This window comes from Rossellomorea sp. NPDC071047 (assembly GCF_050270195.1).
Lineage (GTDB): Bacteria > Bacillota > Bacilli > Bacillales > Bacillaceae_B > Rossellomorea.
The window spans coordinates 675754-691042 of record NZ_JBNNJT010000002.1 but is presented as its reverse complement, the minus strand read 5'-3'; the positions used below and the strand labels follow the sequence as shown (position 1 = coordinate 691042).

Genomic DNA, 15289 nt, shown 5'->3' with positions numbered 1-15289 from the left:
GTTCATCTTCCGTTCATACTTCTCTTTTAACATAAAGGAGAAGTAATGAAAGGGAAGGTGATTTTTTTGTTTCTAGCATGGAAAGAGATGCGTTATGCGAAGATGAAGTTTTTATTAATTATTGGCATTATCACATTAATCACAAGTCTGGTCCTATCAATCTCGGGACTTGCCAATGGATTATCGGTGGATAACGCTTCGGCTATAAAGAACATGCCTGCTGATACCTATGTTGTTGCTGCGGGTGACAAGCATCAGCTTGAACGATCACAGTTAACAGAGCAGGATATTTCTTCTATAAAAGGAGGATCTCCTCTTGGTCTGAAAATGGTAGAGATACATCAGGAAGGTAAGACCGTGAATGTAAGCCTATTTGCCGCTGACCCAGATAGTACTTTTATGCCAAGGACAGCAGAAATCCTGAAGCTTGCTCCCTATGAAGTCGTTGCTGATCCGGCCTTGAAGGAAGAAGGGTTGGAGATTGGAGATTCATTCACCTACGAGGACAAGAAATGGATGATCAAAGGATTTACTGAAAAACGATTCAGCTACGGGCACACGCCGGCCATTTTTACCTCTTTAGAAACATGGGAGGATCTTTTCGGAGATACACTCACATACCAAGCCATTCTATTCACGAATGAAGGAATGATAGATACACCTTCAGAAATGGATATCGCGTCTAAAGAAGACATTCTATCCAATGTGCCTGGCTATTCCGCAGAGCAAGGATCACTGAATATGATGGTGATTTTTCTGCTCATCATATCAGCGATTGTCCTAGCCACTTTCTTCTATGTAATGACCTTGCAAAAGCTCCACCAATACGGCGTTTTAAAAGCGATCGGGGCGAAAGCGGGCATTCTTCTCCGTGCACTATTCGCGCAAATTTCCACCCTTACTATCGCGGGCATCGTTGCAGGGAATGTCGTTACCTATGGACTTACTTTAGTGATTCCGGCAGACGTACCTTTTGAACTACCGGTCACCATGATTCTATTCGACAGTGCCTTAATTCTACTGATGGCGTGGATCGGTTCCCTTTTATCCTTTAGAAGCATTGTGACTGTGGATCCATTACAAGCAATAGGGAGTGTGAAATAAGATGACAGCCATTTTAGAGTTAAATGATGTGAGCAAAACATATGAACAGGGAAATGAGAAGCTGACGGTATTGGACCATGTTTCCATGAGGGTGAATCCAGGTGAGTTCGGTACCATATTAGGACCTTCCGGATCAGGAAAAAGTACACTTCTCTCCATCATAGGAGCCTTAACCAGTCCCTCCAGTGGTGAAGTGAAAATGAATGGGCGAAACGTCCACAATCTCAACGAGAAAGAACAAACATCTCTCCGGCTCAAAGAAATCGGCTTTATCTTTCAACAATCAAACCTGGTTCCTTTTTTAACCGTGGAAGAGCAATTAGTATTTGTGGGAAAGCTGAACAAACAGGGGGACGTTCTTCGGAAACGGGCAGGGGATTTATTGTCTCATCTCGGATTGGCTGAACGCAGGTCCCATTATCCTGAACAGCTGTCAGGCGGGGAGCAGCAGCGGGTTGCCATCGCCCGTGCCCTCATGAATGAACCCAGATTGATCCTTGCAGATGAACCCACTGCAAGCCTGGATCAAGCTCGCGGCAAAGCTGTCGTGGAACTTCTCGCCAAGGAAACGAAGGAAAGAAATATCGCCACAATCATGGTGACACATGATGAAACGATGATCGGGCACTGTGATTGGGTGTACCGGATGACATGATCAATGCAGAGTGCCTGGCTATATTAAAAGTCAGGCACTTTTTCATCACAAACTCCTTACTTCCAATAATCCCTTTAACTTCTCCGGTTCATCCACTCGCAGGGCAACCTCTGATACCAGCTGCTTTCTCCCCATAAACATTGTCGCTTCTACTGGTTCCTTCAGAAACAGGACCACCTGTGGACAAATTTCTTCAAAGTCTTTATGCATGAAAACAAGGGCCTCTTTGCCCGGTTCCCTACCCCATTCAATTTTTTCAATTTGATTAAGAGAGAATTCTGTTCGTTGCATCAATCCTTGCGTCACAAAAAGATGACCATTTTTCACTTCCAGTGGTTGCAGTCTGGTAATCTGAATTTCTGCTATAAACAATAGAACGGTATAAACGTTCAGAATCAAAAGAATGAAAGACAGAATCGGGAACTTGGAATGAAGCCACCAGTGGATACCTATCGTCTCGATCACGACGGCATGGATGAGCATGATGTTCATGGCAACGGCACTGGTCTTATGATGCATCGTTACAGCACCATCATGGACAACCGGTTTGCGGCGCCAGCTGAATAGGGCATAGTATACCATTAACACTTCTGAGGAAAGGATCCGAATCAGAATGTGACTTGCCACTTTCTTCTCTACTGCCGGTAGGAAAGAAAAGATAGGTCCTACTCCGGATAACCTCATGGCCGATCGAATCATGGGATATTTTCGAATAGCGAGGATGATAAGTCCAAACTCTGCAGCCAGGAATAACACTTCCAATCCTATCCCGGAATATAGAAGGATGGTAAACGGTTCAAATAATTCTTCAGGAATGATGAATCTGGCTAACACAAGGCCGAATACCATCAATCCAATGACCTGCTTTTTTGACAATTTAAACGCTGCATAGGCCAGGAGCGGGAAAATAATCATCAAATCCAGCAGAGACCCTATAACTACCCCACTTTCCAATTCAATCGCAAGAAATCGTTGAACCACGGGTTGATATAATAAAAGATTACTAAGGAGAACGACACCTATTAAAGCGATTGCCCATTTTGCTAATTTCGTTTCGCGCAGTACCATGAAAACTCCCCTCCCCGCAATAAATTCCATATACTTACATTATAACTCTTCCAGCTTTTTTCGGAAATCCTCAACTCTCAATATTCTTAAATTAAAACCGTTTAAATTGTTTAAGATCTTTTGACGTTCCACTTCCTCAAGATCATTGGCAAAAAAGATGATCTCCGTCGAGTTTCCATCTCTATCGGTTGCGTACGCAGCATTGGTTGCAACGAATAATGTAGATCCGCCTTTTTGCCCTCCATGCATTAACCATTCCTGGTTCTTAGGATTCTCCATCATTCCTTCCATCACCGCATCCAACCTTTCCTGTGCTCCTTTTGAAAAATACGTCTTTGAATTCAGCTTTCTCATGATTTCCGCATATTCAGCCGTCGTACTTTTCGTCAGTCTGTCTGACCATATTTTCTGCAGGGACTTGTTGGTGTGTATACTTTCAATATATATGTGCTTTTCGCCTTTTCTTAATGAAGTGAAAATAAGATGGGAAAGCTCGATGTATTCTTCTTTAGACATGTCTCTCAGTTTGTTTTCTATCTGTTTCTCTGAATAAGCAGGAAAATTTTTTTTTATATAAGTAGGAATCAGCATGGATGAACTGATGGGGAAAAGAGGATCATGCTGTTTCATTTTCATCTCTTCCCGCAATTCATTGATGTTGTCGATCCCCAGAAGGTTCATCATATATTCGGTATTAGCATTGGAGCTGAATAAAATCATGCCTTTCACGACGTTTTCCAGAGTTGATGACCCGTCTCGAAGCCCCCCTTCCCCTTTGGAGTATTCAATCCAGGCTTCATGCGCCCCACCGTCGGTACCAGGAATATAGTACTGATCTAATTCCTCTAGTGATACCTTCTTGGATGGATCTAACCTTCCTTCATCACACTGTTTCGCGTACTCGATCGCAATGATGGTTTTCACCGTACTTGCTAACGGGAACATTTCATTTTCCCTGATAGCGGTTAGGGTTTGCCCGTTCCTTGATACGGTTAAGCTGCTATTACTGAGATTCTTTAAGTAGTTTAATAGATATTCTGGATCTTCTTTGGTTAAATAGTGTCTCGCCGCAACGATTACACCGATTCCAATGACAAAACAGACACCGACTATAATGAAAGCAATCTTCATCCCATTCACTCCTGTCATAACCTTGATAGTGTATGTACGAACGAAAAATGGAAAATGTTTCATTTTATCTCCATAAAAAAGACCCATCCATATATGTAGGATGGGTCTTTGCCGATTATGCTTCCTGCCTTTTGGCTGCTTGATTATTTTTCAAAAACATATAAAACGAAGCAGCAAAGATGATGACATATCCGATGATGCTTAATACATCTGGAATCTGCCCGAAAAGGAAGATGCTGATCATGGCTGAATACACGACCGTTGAATAGAAAAAGATTGATATTTCTCTTGCTGGTGCGAACTTGTAGGCCATCGTGATTCCGAACTGACCAACCGTTGCGAAAACGCCGGCGGATAACAGATAGATCCACTGTTGAGGGCTCATCGGTTCATAAAATCCGATGACAAATGGAAGCAGCACGACCGTCGTAAAGAATGAGAAGTAAAAGACGACGGTATAAAACTTCTCCCTGCTCCCTAGTACTCGCAGGACTGTATAGGCACCTGCTGCAAAAATAGCGGAAAACACCCCTGCCAGATATGGAATGACATCAAAGGAGAAAGCCGGTTTGATGATGAACAGCGTTCCGATAAACGCAATGATGATGGCCACCACCTGAAACACCCGGGTCCTCTCCCTCAAGAAAATAGCCGAGAAGATGATGGTCAAAAATGGACTGAGCTTGTTCAACATATCGGCATCGGATAACACTAGATGATCAATCGCATAGAAGAACAAGACGATCCCGACAGCACCTAAACTGGAACGCAGCAACAGCAGCTTCTGATTTTCTTTCTTTCCGAATAACCTCTCCTTATGATATCGGACAAAACCGAATGCGATAAATGCAGAAACGATGTTCCTGAAAAATGTTTTTTGAATCGTCGGCACATCTCCTGACAGCTTCACGAACGCAGCCATAAGGGAGAAACCAAACGCTGATAGAAGTAATAGGAGTATTCCTTTATTACGATTTGACATGACTTCCTCCAAGATTGAACGATTTAGCAACTTAGATAGTGTAACAAATTCACTGTGATTGGTGGAGGAATTCAGCTTGAGTTTTTTAACTTCCTATACAAAAGAAAATACACTCTTCTCTAAATAGGAGAGAGTGTCATTGTTCGATCATTGATTTTTTTCTTCTCTTAATTCTCCAATATCTCCTTGATTCTCTTTAAATCCTTCTTATTCGCTTTTTTCATCATGGTGGACATGAGTGGAGTCATCCATTTTGAGAAACCAGTGGGGTTCCCTTTGTTTTGAAGGGTCATCCTTGTCAGCTGGTCATCAATCGCATCCCACGTATAGGTCGTTTCCATAGGGAACGGGCCGTTCGCTGTTTTCATGACAAGCTTTTCCCCTGGTGAGTACTCTTTTATTTCATATACATAGGATAGTTCCCGGCCTAAAAATTTTGCTTTAAATGTGATTTGGGAATGAATGGACAATGGCTGACTCGTTAACCATTCCGCTGAATCAATATTGACGTACCACTCTGGTGCGTTATCAGGGTTAGCTGCATATTCTGATACCTTTTGACGTGGACAGCGAATCGTGATTTCTGTAAAAACATCTACCATTTTCTTTATCTCCTTTAACTTCATAAAGCATAAGATGCCCGTGTATTTAATCCCTAGTGATTATTTCGATTCAACATAATTTTTCAGAAGTGTGCCAAGCAGATATTTCCATCCTTCAGAATGTTTTTCTTCCCAATCGTCTTCGATGACTCCTGAAGCAGCATGGGATAATTGAAGTAAAGTGGATTCACCTTTTTCAACGAGCCTATACGTATAAGCACTATTGACTGCGCCTTGCATGCCAAGATGCCCGTGAAGACGGATTTCTTCCGGAGCGTTTACGTAATACACCGTTCCCCACAGAGCCCCTTCATTTTCACGCCATTTCTCAATAAATTGCCCACCAGGTATAGGATCGAATGTGAATTGTGAACTTACTCCCTCAGGAGCCAATTTAAACTCCCACCAATCTCCTGCTTGCTCGGTTAACGCTTTAAATACCTGTTCTCTTGGTGCATCTATCATCACTTCTTGCTCAATACGAAATACTTTACTTTGTTCCATTCCGTTTTCTCCTCCTTTGTTTTCTGCTAATGCCCGTAACTTTAACAGCGAATTGGAGGTAGACTCCATATACTTTCCTACCCACCGATTGTGTATTTCCTGAAGTGGAACCGCGTTAAGGTAATTTCGCCGGTACTTCCCTTCCCGCTTCACCACCACCAAATTCCCTTCCTCCAAAATCGTCAGATGCTTCATGATCGCGTATCTTGTCACTTCGGGAAAATGTTCGTTCAGTTCACCTGTTGTTCTTGCCGACTGCTTCAACAGGTCCAGGATTTCCCTTCTTATCTGGTGCCCCAGCGCCTTAAATAATGTGGAAAGTTCGTCCTTCATATTAACGATCCTTTCATTGTGATTTACATGTGAATGATTGGTCACATATAATATGTGACTTTATAGTAACATGATGAACATGGTGAGTCAAGAACGTGTAAAATATACTATCCAGCTCATACGAAAAGCCCCTTTGCGTCATCTGCAAAGGGGCTTTCCAACCTTATTTTTTCATTATCGGAATCCAAATCTCACAGCGATAATTCTCGTCATTCGGATTTCCTGGCGGGTACAATTCAAACTCTGGTCCTCCGCCATGTTCATACCCGGTCGAAGGAAACCACTCAGAGTAGATTCGCTTCCATACACCTTGGATCGCATGTGGCATCGGACCTACAGATTCAAAGACAGCCCAGGTCGCAGCCGGGATCTCTTTTACCTCCAATGAACGTTTCTCTTCACTCTTTTTCTCCGCCCCGATAAAATAGGTGAACTCTTCATTAGGATGGTCAAACTCCATACAAATGCCGAGCATCTCGTTATTTCCTGCTGCTTCACAAATCAACTTGTCTAAATCAGTGGTGTTCACTTCATCCCAAAATGCAGGAATGTCTTTCAAATTCTCACCATTACACGTAGAAACCCTTTTTCCTTTTCCAATCACTTGAAATGCTTCTTTGTCCACAATTTTATAATCCATTTCGACTTCTCCTTTAAGCTGTATTTGGAAGGATATTCGCGGAAATGCCTTCAAAGAGGTTCCGGCTTCCCTTACTTGGGACGGCGAAACTCCATGTGCCCTCCGAAAGGCTTTCGAGAAGGATTCCGGTGTTTCATATCCGTACTTGAAAGCAACGTCGATGACCTTTGCATTCTGGTTGATCAGTTCCTGGGCGGCTAATGTAAGCCTTCTCTTCCGGATATAATCAGCCACTGTATACCCGGTCACAAGAGAAAACAGCCTTTGAAAGTGAAACTTTGAACTGAGTGACAACCGGGCAAGTTCTTCCATCCTGACTTCCCCGTCCAAGTTGTCCTCTATATACTGAATGCAATCATTCATCCTGTGCAACATTTCCACTTTCGTTTCTCCTTCCCGCTATCTAAATGTATCAATCTCAATTTGAGTCATCCTGTCATTCTGTGCTTTTGTGTGACCGGTGGCTATATTATGATATGACCACCGTGTTTTCGTATTAAATTTCTTCTGCAAAACATATACTACAAACTACTCTAATTTTATATGCCGAGACTCTACTTCTACAAACATCGATCTATATCCTTCTTTTTTGATTTCAACACATTGACATAAAACCATATGGTGTTATAACATAAAAAACAAAACCAAATGGTGTTACTTATTCCTAAAGAAAGAGGAGATATTCATGAAATCAAATCAATTAGAAGATATTAAACAAACCGTTCTATTCAATGCTCCCATCCAAAAGGTATGGGACGCAGTTTCTACGTCAGATGGGATTTCCTCTTGGTTCATGCCCAATGATTTTGAACCTGAGGTAGGACATGAATTTCATATTCAATCCCCTTTTGGACCTTCTCCTTGCAAGGTATTGGAGGTTGATCCTCCCCATAAGTTGTCTTTTTCATGGGATACAGATGGCTGGGTTGTTTCTTTTCTTTTAAAAGAGGTAGGAGCTCAAACAGAATTTACGCTTATCCATGGCGGCTGGAAGCATGATGATGCGGTTGTTTCAAAAGCTCATGAAAAAAGCTCTGTCATCCGTGACAGAATGTCCAACGGTTGGGTTGGTATTGTGGATGAGAAGCTGAGAAAGGTTGTAGAAGGTTAAATGTCTGCTGTTAAACATGATGTGTTTCAAGCGATTGCAGACCCGACCCGCCGGGAAGTGCTTCGACTGCTTTCTGAAAAAGAAATGCCCATTTCGGCTCTGACTTCCCAATTCCCAATGAGCCGGACTGCCATTGCAAAGCATCTAACCATTCTTTCTGAAGCCGAATTGGTATATGGAAAAAAAGTCGGCAGGGAGAAGATCTATCGCCTGCAGCCTGAGCCGTTGGCAGAACTAAAGGACTGGTTAGCGTATTATGAGCAGTTTTGGACCAACAAGTTGTCCAAGCTTAAATATCTTGTCGAGGACGAGGATTGATCATAAACAGGGACGGACCTTTCTCAAGGTCCGTCCCTGTTTATTTTTTTAACAAGTTAGAGAATAGGAACTACATCTAAACCGTCTATTCTCATTCTCCTGAATCATATATATAAGTAGTGTAGCTTCGGCTTAAGGGGGAGAATGAAATGAGGAATAGAGCTGATAATCACAACTACGGAGATCTTTCTTATCCAGATGATATGGTATCCATCGTGAAAAATGGTTTGGTTCACAAGCAGGAACCAAAGAATGTGATTATTATCGGGGCAGGCATGGCCGGACTGGTGGCAGGCTCCCTTTTGAAAAAAGCAGGTCATACCGTTACGATCCTCGAAGGAAATGATCGCATAGGTGGAAGGGTATACACCTTGCGGCAGCCTTTTTCAGAAGGTCAATACCTCGATGTCGGTGCTATGCGATTCCCGGAAACGCATGATTTAGTATTCGAATATATTCGTAAATTCAACTTACCGACAAATGAGTTTATTAATAAGAGCGATCTCTATCTCGTGAATGGAATTCAGACGACAGATTCCAATTACAACACTAACCCTGATATTTTCAATTACCCTTTACCACCTGAAGAACAGGGGAAAACCGCCATTGAATTATTATCGTCAGCTGTAAGGCCCTTTTTAGACCTGTACGAAAAAGCAAGCCCTGAAGAACAAGAACGGCTGCGAATCAAGTTTGATCATTATTCATTCGATGTCTTCTTACGATTCAATCCGATCGGAACGTCCCTTTCCCCGGAAGCCATCCGGATTGTAAAGGTCCTCTTGGGCATTGAAGGGTTCCCGGAACTGGCATTCGTCGATATTCTCCTGGACATTGTCCGTACGGTTTTCAATGAAAAATTAAAGTTTTATGAAATTGATGGAGGGAATGATAAACTTCCCTACTCCTTTTTGCCAGAACTCCAACAGAATATCCTCTATTCCCAAAAAGTCCATGGGATCATTCAGAAGGATGATGGTGTTGAAGTCATAGTGAGAGACCGCACCACAAACCGTTATCATCGTTTTCAGGGAGATTATACGATCGTTACGGTTCCTTATTCTGTTTTTCAATTTATTGATGTCCACCCTCATGAATCGATCTCCTTTCAAAAATGGAAGGCGATACGGGAACTTAATTATGTGTCATCTGTAAAGATCGGATTGGAATTCAAATCAAAGTTTTGGGAAGCCTTTAAAATTGGAAATATCATAACAGACCTCCCCATCCGGTATACGTACCGTCCCAGTCACAATATAGGAGTCGCCGGCCCGGGTGTCATGCTCGGCAGTTACAGCTGGGGACAAAATGCAAATCTGTGGAATAGCTTGCCTGAGGATGAACGGATTCGTGAAGCACTCCAGGGGCTTTATAAGATATATGGCGATCAGGTTTACAAAGAATTTTCTAAAGGTGCCTCTTACAGCTGGGGCGAAAACCAATTTTCTGCCGGATGCTTTACCCTATTCGCTCCCAACCAGGCTTCGGACTTTTCTGATCATCTGTACTTACCTGAACACCGCATCCACTTTGCAGGTGAACACACATCCCCTTTCCACGGCTGGGTGGAAGGGGCAATCGAATCCGCCATCCGTGCGGCCTATGAGGTCAATAACAGAACGGACTGAAGGAGGGACGGACCTTCAAATCATAGGTCCGTCCCTCCCTGTTTAGTAGATCTTCGCCATAATGACCATTGAGATGAATACGGTCATGATGATGAGGCTGGTCATGATATTCAGTAGATTTATTGCAGTCAGTTGGATCATGTCGAATTGCAGAACCGTCATAAAAATAAGGTGATAGAGTAGGATGGCGAAATACGAGTAAAAGATCCCCTTCTCCCTGATCACCTTCATCCGCTCATCCTTTTGCTTGAACTGTGGATATAGATAATGCATGCAAAAACTCAAAACAGTCAAGGACATGGGAGTAAGAGCAAAATATGGAAATTCTTCTGCCGTTATGCCGACAAAGAACAAGAAAGCAGTCTGTAAGGCAAGAACCCAACCTAAAATCAGATATCCTTTTGTTAGCACTATTTCTTATCCCCTTTCTCTTCATATACAAAAACCTTTTCAATTGACGTTTCAAATACATTTGCCAGCTGAAAAGCCAGAGTCAAAGAAGGGTCATACTTCCCTTTTTCAATTGAAATGATGGTTTGCCTTGATACCCCTAACTTAGCCGCCAATCTTTCCTGTGAGTATCCAAACGTCTTCCGGTATTCTACTAGTTTATTTTTCAAGAAGGATACCTCCTTATATTTCCATATCATAATGTAAAAGAAACTTTACGTCAAGTTCCCTTTACATTTTTCTAACGAAACTTTTTTACCATTCAAACGTATATCCTACTAACTAACAAAATAAGGGATGTGAACTGGATGGAAGATGTAATGAGTAAAGTGAAGGAATATAGGGAGATTTATTCACAATTAAAGAAGCGATTGCGCTGGAAGGTATCAGATTCCCGTTCTTTAATGATGGTCGCTTCATTGTACGTAACAAATGAACGAGCTTTTGACCTCGACCGTTTTGTAGAGATCAGTGACTATATTAAAAATGAAGTAGGTGCATTTTCGACGTTAAAGCATGAAATCCGATTTACTTTTGCGGCGATGCTTGATACACGCTGTGAAACGCCGGAAGCAAAATTCCATGAATTCCTTGTCTTATATGATTCTTTAGTAGAAGCTGGATTTTCAAGAGGAACGTTCACCTATATAGCAGCCATGACCCTGCTTTCGAATGATGATTACAGTACAGACCTGCCCAATCATGCAATGAAGGTTTATAAAGAAATGAGAGCACAACATTTCTTTTTAACCGGGCATAGTGATTATCCCTTTGCCACTCTGCTTGCTCAAAGAGAAGGTGATCAGAGTGAGTTGATCTATAAGATTGAAGGTTTCTATACGAAATTGAACGATTCCGGATTCAGGAAAGGGAATGATCTGCAAAGCATGAGTCACATTCTTTCCCTACACGATGAAGCGTCTCAAGATGAGCTTGTCAGCCGCTGCAACTATTTGTTTGATATCATGAAGCAAGCAGACATCAAGACGAAGGCGATGTTCTATCCCCAAATCGCTCTACTATCTTTTGTAAATGCCGACTTGAACCTGGTGAATCAAGTAAAGGATGTCTGGGAAGAACTTAACTCTGAAAAGCACTTCAAATGGCACAAAGATCTTAATTTGATGATGGCCGTGAACCTTTTGATCAGTGATAAGATTGAGAATTCTACTGTAATGCAGGCGAGTTTATCGACAGCCATTGAGACACTCATACAAGCTCAGCAAGCAACGATGATTGCAACCATTTCGACTGTTTCCGTGACAACCGCGGGTGGAGATTCATGATATGGATCCGATCAATCTTTTGGTTGTAGGTTTCCCAACAGCGGTAACCATATTGGTGCTGATCGGTTTTTATAAGGTGTTTGTAAAAAAGAAAAGCGTCTCCCTTTTACACACCGTTTGATCAAGTGACTGGGCAGACGGAAGTGGAATTTCATGAGGAGCAAGAAGTGATTGCGGAAGATGAAGATCAAGGTGAAGGGAAAAAAGTAGTGAAACCTCTCGTTCCCCTCCATATAAGCCTAAATTCATGTTACCATTTAAAAGCAATTTTAATCGGGAGTGGATACATTGAGGTTTTTATTTATTTTACTTGGGTTTATCTTAGGGGGCATCTTCGCTTTCATTGGTCCTGAAATCGCCATCTGTGCTCTTTTAGGAGCAATACTATTCTTACTTATTTATGATGGAATCGATTTTAACCTTTTCATCAAGAAAGTAAAAGATTCACAAATGAAATAAGAAAAAATGAGGGACGGACCTCCAAAGGTCCGTCCCTCATTACTTTGGTGTAGAATAGAGTTAACGAAGTAGCATGTTATTTGGGAGGGGATTATGTATGAAGCTGCTTGTGTCAGATGAGGTGGATCGTGCGATTGAATTATTTTCAGAATCTGGGGTGGATGCTCTGGAGGTTGTGAATCATGAGGATGAGATTGTCGGGATCCTTACGCTTAATGATTTGAATACGATTTTTCATGATGGTCATCTAGGGGAATCAATTGGTGAAATTCTCAAGAAAATAATGTTCCATCATTCTCCTCCAAAGGTAAGGTTGAAGAAAAATCAATATAGTGAGCTACTTGAAAGTCCTGTCTTCAATGATATAATCAATTCCCTTTATGATGGGGTCTTCATTACAGATGGATATGGTATTACGGTCAAGGTAAACAAATCCTATGAAAGAATCGCGGACCTGAGATCCGAGCAACTTATCGGCTATCATATGGAAGAGCTCATTAAGGCTGGATATATATCCAAGTCTGCCTCCATCCAGGTCTTGAAAGAAAAAAGACCGATTACATTGATGCAGTCCATTCACAATGGAAGGAAAATCATCGTGTCCGGTACACCAATTTTCAATGATGACGATGAAATTTTATACGTTGTAAACAGTGTTCGTGATATCACCGAACTGTTAACATTAAAGCTGCAAATTGATGAGCTGCAAGAACTAAAGAACCTCCGCCAAAGTTCGAATGCTACGTTTTCTAATGAAGCAGATAAGTCATCCATCTATTCCAGTGAAAGAATGAAAAAGGTTTTCACCACCATTAATCGAGTAGCCAAAACCGATGTAAAAGTTCTCTTGCAGGGGGAGACCGGTGTTGGGAAAACAATGATCGCAAAATACATACACGAGCATTCGAATCGTTCGACCGGTAGTTTTCTAGAGCTTAACTGCGGAGCCTTCCCTCCAAGTTTAATAGAGGCAGAATTATTCGGCTATGAAGCAGGTGCTTTCACCGGTGCTTTATCTAAAGGGAAAAAGGGACTGCTGGAAGTTGCGGATAATGGCACGTTATTCCTTGATGAAATCGGTGATCTTCCTTTGGAGCTTCAAGTAAAACTATTAAAGGTCATTGAAGATCAAGCGTTCATTCCCATTGGTTCTTCAAAACTCAAACAAATTAATGTTCGCATCATCGCCGCTTCTCATAAAAACATTAAGAACTTAGTGGAAATAGGGGAATTTCGGGAAGACTTATATTACCGTTTAAACGTCGTTCCAGTTCAAATTCCTTCCCTGCGTCAGCGTCGCGAAGAAATCATTCCGCTTTCTCAACACTTTTTACAAAGCTTCAATGATGAATATGGATCAAGCAAAGTGATGAGCATTGAGGCATTGGATTGTTTACATGAATACGATTGGCCTGGTAATATTCGAGAATTAAAAAATTTGATTGAGCGCTTAGTCGTTATCACTCCTTTAGAAACAATCGGACGTGAAGATCTCCCACCTGAATTAAGTGAATCCATCAAGAAACCAGACGCATTTTATGAAGGAGAAATTCTTCCTTTAAAAGAGGCAGTGGATCGAGTAGAGAAACAATTAATCACCAATGCAATACGAAAATATAAAACAACGAGAAAAGCAGCCGAAATTCTCGAAGTCAGCCAATCCACGATTGTCCAAAAAATGAAAAAATGGGAGCTTTGATTACTTTTCGAATCAAAGCTCTCTTTTTTGATTATTTTTATAATCGGATTTGACCATTTTTCGACAGCCTCACAAACCTCCTTCCTTCTGTTCATACTTTTCAGAAAGTTGGCACAGAACTTGCATTATTGTTTATAGAAGAATCGAAAGGAGATACTTTTCATGACAATCTCAACTTTTAAAATTGCAAACAAATTGGTTACAGGAAAAGGAGCAACAGAAGTTTTACCCGACGAAATCAAGCGCCTCCACATTCAAAACCCACTAATCGTCACAGATGAAGTCCTCCAAAAAGTCGGAGTGGTTGATCAAATCACCCCATTTTTGAAAGGGCTTACTTTCGGAATATTCACAGGCGTTAAACCTGACCCTGAGCTCTCTATTGTGGAAGATTGCACGAAAGTTTTCATAAAAGGGAAACATGATGGCTTGATTGCTATCGGCGGTGGAAGTGCGATCGATATCGCCAAAAGTGTATCTGTATACGCAGGTTTTGATGGCAGCCTGTCAGAACTGATCGGTACAGATCTTGTTCCACAAAAAGGCGCACCCATCATCACACTCCCGACAACTGCTGGAACAGGTTCAGAAGTAACGAATATATCGATTCTTTCTGACACAGAAGCTCAGCTCAAAAAAGGAATCGTGAGTGACTACCTGCTTCCTGATGTGGCGATTGTCGCACCGGAAATGACGCTGACCATGCCGCCTTCAGTCACAGCAGCAAGCGGTGTGGACGCATTGGTTCATGCCATAGAAGCATATATCTCGGTTCACGCTTCACCCATAACAGATGCGTTGGCCATTTCTGCGATACGAATGATTTCAGAGAATCTGCCAAAAGCGTACGCCAATCCTAACCATTTGGAAGCCCGTGAAAAAATGGCGACTGCAAGCTTAATGGCCGGTATGGCTTTTGGTAATGCTGGAGTCGGTGCCGTTCACGCACTCGCCTATCCGTTAGGCGGCCGTTATCATATTCCTCATGGAGTCAGTAATGCTCTCCTGCTTCCATATGTCATGGAATGGAATAAAATTGCCTGTATGGAGCGATTCAGAGACATTGCGGCGGCACTTGGAGAAAACGTTCGCTCCTTATCGGACGCAGAAGCAGCCGATAAAGCCGTGAATGCCATGAAACGATTATGCACCACAGTCAATATCCCGACTGGATTACGTTCCTTTGATATCCCAGAAAAGGCACTTTCCGATATGGCTGAAGATGCGAGTAAGATTGAAAGACTATTAAACAATAACCCACGTCAGTTAAACAAAAGTGAAATTGAACAAATCTATCAATCTGCTTATTAATATAAAGG

At 42.0% G+C, this 15289-nt stretch carries 17 protein-coding genes and 1 pseudogene; 10 read left to right on the top strand and 8 right to left on the bottom strand.

The features are described from left to right. The first annotated feature begins 66 nt into the window (after positions 1-66). A complete protein-coding gene (locus ACQKFO_RS11365; protein WP_427598745.1) occupies positions 67-1104 on the top strand; it encodes an ABC transporter permease in 1038 nt (345 codons plus the stop codon). A gap of 1 nt (position 1105) precedes the next feature. After that, on the top strand, positions 1106-1759 hold the full coding sequence (locus ACQKFO_RS11360; protein ID WP_427598744.1) for an ABC transporter ATP-binding protein: 654 nt from the start codon (positions 1106-1108) through the stop codon (positions 1757-1759). Positions 1760-1804: 45 nt separating this feature from the next. Here the strand turns inward: ACQKFO_RS11360 and ACQKFO_RS11355 are convergent, their stop codons facing one another. From ACQKFO_RS11355 to ACQKFO_RS11330, 6 genes are all read right to left on the bottom strand, one after another. Next, positions 1805-2827, bottom strand: a complete 1023-nt coding sequence (locus ACQKFO_RS11355) for a hypothetical protein (protein WP_427598742.1) — start codon at positions 2825-2827, stop codon at positions 1805-1807. Between the two features lie 39 nt (positions 2828-2866). Continuing rightward, a complete protein-coding gene (locus ACQKFO_RS11350; RefSeq protein ID WP_427598740.1) occupies positions 2867-3958 on the bottom strand; it encodes a serine hydrolase in 1092 nt (363 codons plus the stop codon). Positions 3959-4073: 115 nt separating this feature from the next. After that, positions 4074-4940 carry a DMT family transporter gene (locus ACQKFO_RS11345; protein ID WP_427598739.1) on the bottom strand — a complete coding sequence of 289 codons (867 nt, stop codon included), beginning with the start codon at positions 4938-4940 and terminating at the stop codon, positions 4074-4076. 167 nt (positions 4941-5107) lie between these two features. Then, positions 5108-5542 (bottom strand): SRPBCC family protein, encoded by a 435-nt coding sequence (locus tag ACQKFO_RS11340; RefSeq protein WP_427598738.1) that lies wholly within the window; start codon positions 5540-5542, stop codon positions 5108-5110. A 60-nt stretch (positions 5543-5602) separates the two neighbouring features. After that, positions 5603-6379 carry an SRPBCC domain-containing protein gene (locus ACQKFO_RS11335; protein WP_427598737.1) on the bottom strand — a complete coding sequence of 259 codons (777 nt, stop codon included), beginning with the start codon at positions 6377-6379 and terminating at the stop codon, positions 5603-5605. Between the two features lie 163 nt (positions 6380-6542). Continuing rightward, positions 6543-7394 (bottom strand): AraC family transcriptional regulator, encoded by an 852-nt coding sequence (locus ACQKFO_RS11330; RefSeq protein ID WP_427598909.1) that lies wholly within the window; start codon positions 7392-7394, stop codon positions 6543-6545. A 310-nt stretch (positions 7395-7704) separates the two neighbouring features. Between ACQKFO_RS11330 and ACQKFO_RS11325 the strand changes: the two genes are divergently transcribed. The 3 genes from ACQKFO_RS11325 (at position 7705) to ACQKFO_RS11315 (ending at position 10076) form a co-directional block, all read left to right on the top strand. Beyond that, positions 7705-8130: an SRPBCC family protein gene (locus ACQKFO_RS11325; protein WP_427598736.1), complete on the top strand. Its 426-nt coding sequence runs from the start codon at positions 7705-7707 to the stop codon at positions 8128-8130. Beyond that, positions 8131-8448 carry an ArsR/SmtB family transcription factor gene (locus ACQKFO_RS11320; RefSeq protein WP_427598734.1) on the top strand — a complete coding sequence of 106 codons (318 nt, stop codon included), beginning with the start codon at positions 8131-8133 and terminating at the stop codon, positions 8446-8448. It begins immediately after the preceding gene. A 149-nt stretch (positions 8449-8597) separates the two neighbouring features. Then, on the top strand, positions 8598-10076 hold the full coding sequence (locus ACQKFO_RS11315) for a flavin monoamine oxidase family protein (RefSeq protein ID WP_427598733.1): 1479 nt from the start codon (positions 8598-8600) through the stop codon (positions 10074-10076). Between the two features lie 42 nt (positions 10077-10118). On the opposite strand, the gene ACQKFO_RS11310 is transcribed toward ACQKFO_RS11315, so the two are convergent. Together ACQKFO_RS11310 and ACQKFO_RS11305 are read right to left on the bottom strand one after the other, a co-directional pair. Next, a complete protein-coding gene (locus ACQKFO_RS11310; protein WP_262371798.1) occupies positions 10119-10487 on the bottom strand; it encodes a permease in 369 nt (122 codons plus the stop codon). Beyond that, on the bottom strand, positions 10487-10696 hold the full coding sequence (locus tag ACQKFO_RS11305; RefSeq protein ID WP_148994414.1) for a helix-turn-helix transcriptional regulator: 210 nt from the start codon (positions 10694-10696) through the stop codon (positions 10487-10489). Before ACQKFO_RS11305 ends, ACQKFO_RS11310 begins: the two co-directional genes overlap by 1 nt. A 138-nt stretch (positions 10697-10834) precedes the next feature. On the opposite strand from ACQKFO_RS11305, the gene ACQKFO_RS11300 reads away from it, so the two are divergent. The 5 genes and pseudogenes from ACQKFO_RS11300 (at position 10835) to ACQKFO_RS11280 (ending at position 15281) form a co-directional block, all read left to right on the top strand. After that, positions 10835-11812: a DUF4003 family protein gene (locus ACQKFO_RS11300; RefSeq protein WP_427598732.1), complete on the top strand. Its 978-nt coding sequence runs from the start codon at positions 10835-10837 to the stop codon at positions 11810-11812. A 1-nt stretch (position 11813) separates the two neighbouring features. Beyond that, positions 11814-12018, top strand: a pseudogene (locus ACQKFO_RS11295) (DUF3951 domain-containing protein); the annotation flags it as partial. A gap of 82 nt (positions 12019-12100) precedes the next feature. After that, a complete protein-coding gene (locus ACQKFO_RS11290; RefSeq protein ID WP_427598918.1) occupies positions 12101-12271 on the top strand; it encodes a hypothetical protein in 171 nt (56 codons plus the stop codon). A gap of 97 nt (positions 12272-12368) precedes the next feature. Further along, positions 12369-13970: a sigma 54-interacting transcriptional regulator gene (locus ACQKFO_RS11285; protein WP_427598731.1), complete on the top strand. Its 1602-nt coding sequence runs from the start codon at positions 12369-12371 to the stop codon at positions 13968-13970. Between the two features lie 162 nt (positions 13971-14132). Then, positions 14133-15281: an iron-containing alcohol dehydrogenase gene (locus ACQKFO_RS11280; protein WP_427598730.1), complete on the top strand. Its 1149-nt coding sequence runs from the start codon at positions 14133-14135 to the stop codon at positions 15279-15281. The last annotated feature ends 8 nt before the right edge of the window (positions 15282-15289 follow it).

What these genes read in the sequence shown, in the direction of transcription:
- ACQKFO_RS11330 (WP_427598909.1), bottom strand. Translation starts at nt 7,394, where the DNA reads ATGTTGCACAGGATGAATGATTGCATTCAGTATATAGAGGACAACTTG.
- ACQKFO_RS11340 (WP_427598738.1), bottom strand. Translation starts at nt 5,542, where the DNA reads ATGGTAGATGTTTTTACAGAAATCACGATTCGCTGTCCACGTCAAAAG.
- ACQKFO_RS11350 (WP_427598740.1), bottom strand. Translation starts at nt 3,958, where the DNA reads ATGAAGATTGCTTTCATTATAGTCGGTGTCTGTTTTGTCATTGGAATC.
- ACQKFO_RS11335 (WP_427598737.1), bottom strand. Translation starts at nt 6,379, where the DNA reads ATGAAGGACGAACTTTCCACATTATTTAAGGCGCTGGGGCACCAGATA.
- ACQKFO_RS11345 (WP_427598739.1), bottom strand. Translation starts at nt 4,940, where the DNA reads ATGTCAAATCGTAATAAAGGAATACTCCTATTACTTCTATCAGCGTTT.
- ACQKFO_RS11320 (WP_427598734.1), top strand. Translation starts at nt 8,131, where the DNA reads ATGTCTGCTGTTAAACATGATGTGTTTCAAGCGATTGCAGACCCGACC.
- ACQKFO_RS11280 (WP_427598730.1), top strand. Translation starts at nt 14,133, where the DNA reads ATGACAATCTCAACTTTTAAAATTGCAAACAAATTGGTTACAGGAAAA.
- ACQKFO_RS11315 (WP_427598733.1), top strand. Translation starts at nt 8,598, where the DNA reads ATGAGGAATAGAGCTGATAATCACAACTACGGAGATCTTTCTTATCCA.
- ACQKFO_RS11360 (WP_427598744.1), top strand. Translation starts at nt 1,106, where the DNA reads ATGACAGCCATTTTAGAGTTAAATGATGTGAGCAAAACATATGAACAG.
- ACQKFO_RS11300 (WP_427598732.1), top strand. Translation starts at nt 10,835, where the DNA reads ATGGAAGATGTAATGAGTAAAGTGAAGGAATATAGGGAGATTTATTCA.
- ACQKFO_RS11325 (WP_427598736.1), top strand. Translation starts at nt 7,705, where the DNA reads ATGAAATCAAATCAATTAGAAGATATTAAACAAACCGTTCTATTCAAT.
- ACQKFO_RS11285 (WP_427598731.1), top strand. Translation starts at nt 12,369, where the DNA reads ATGAAGCTGCTTGTGTCAGATGAGGTGGATCGTGCGATTGAATTATTT.
- ACQKFO_RS11355 (WP_427598742.1), bottom strand. Translation starts at nt 2,827, where the DNA reads ATGGTACTGCGCGAAACGAAATTAGCAAAATGGGCAATCGCTTTAATA.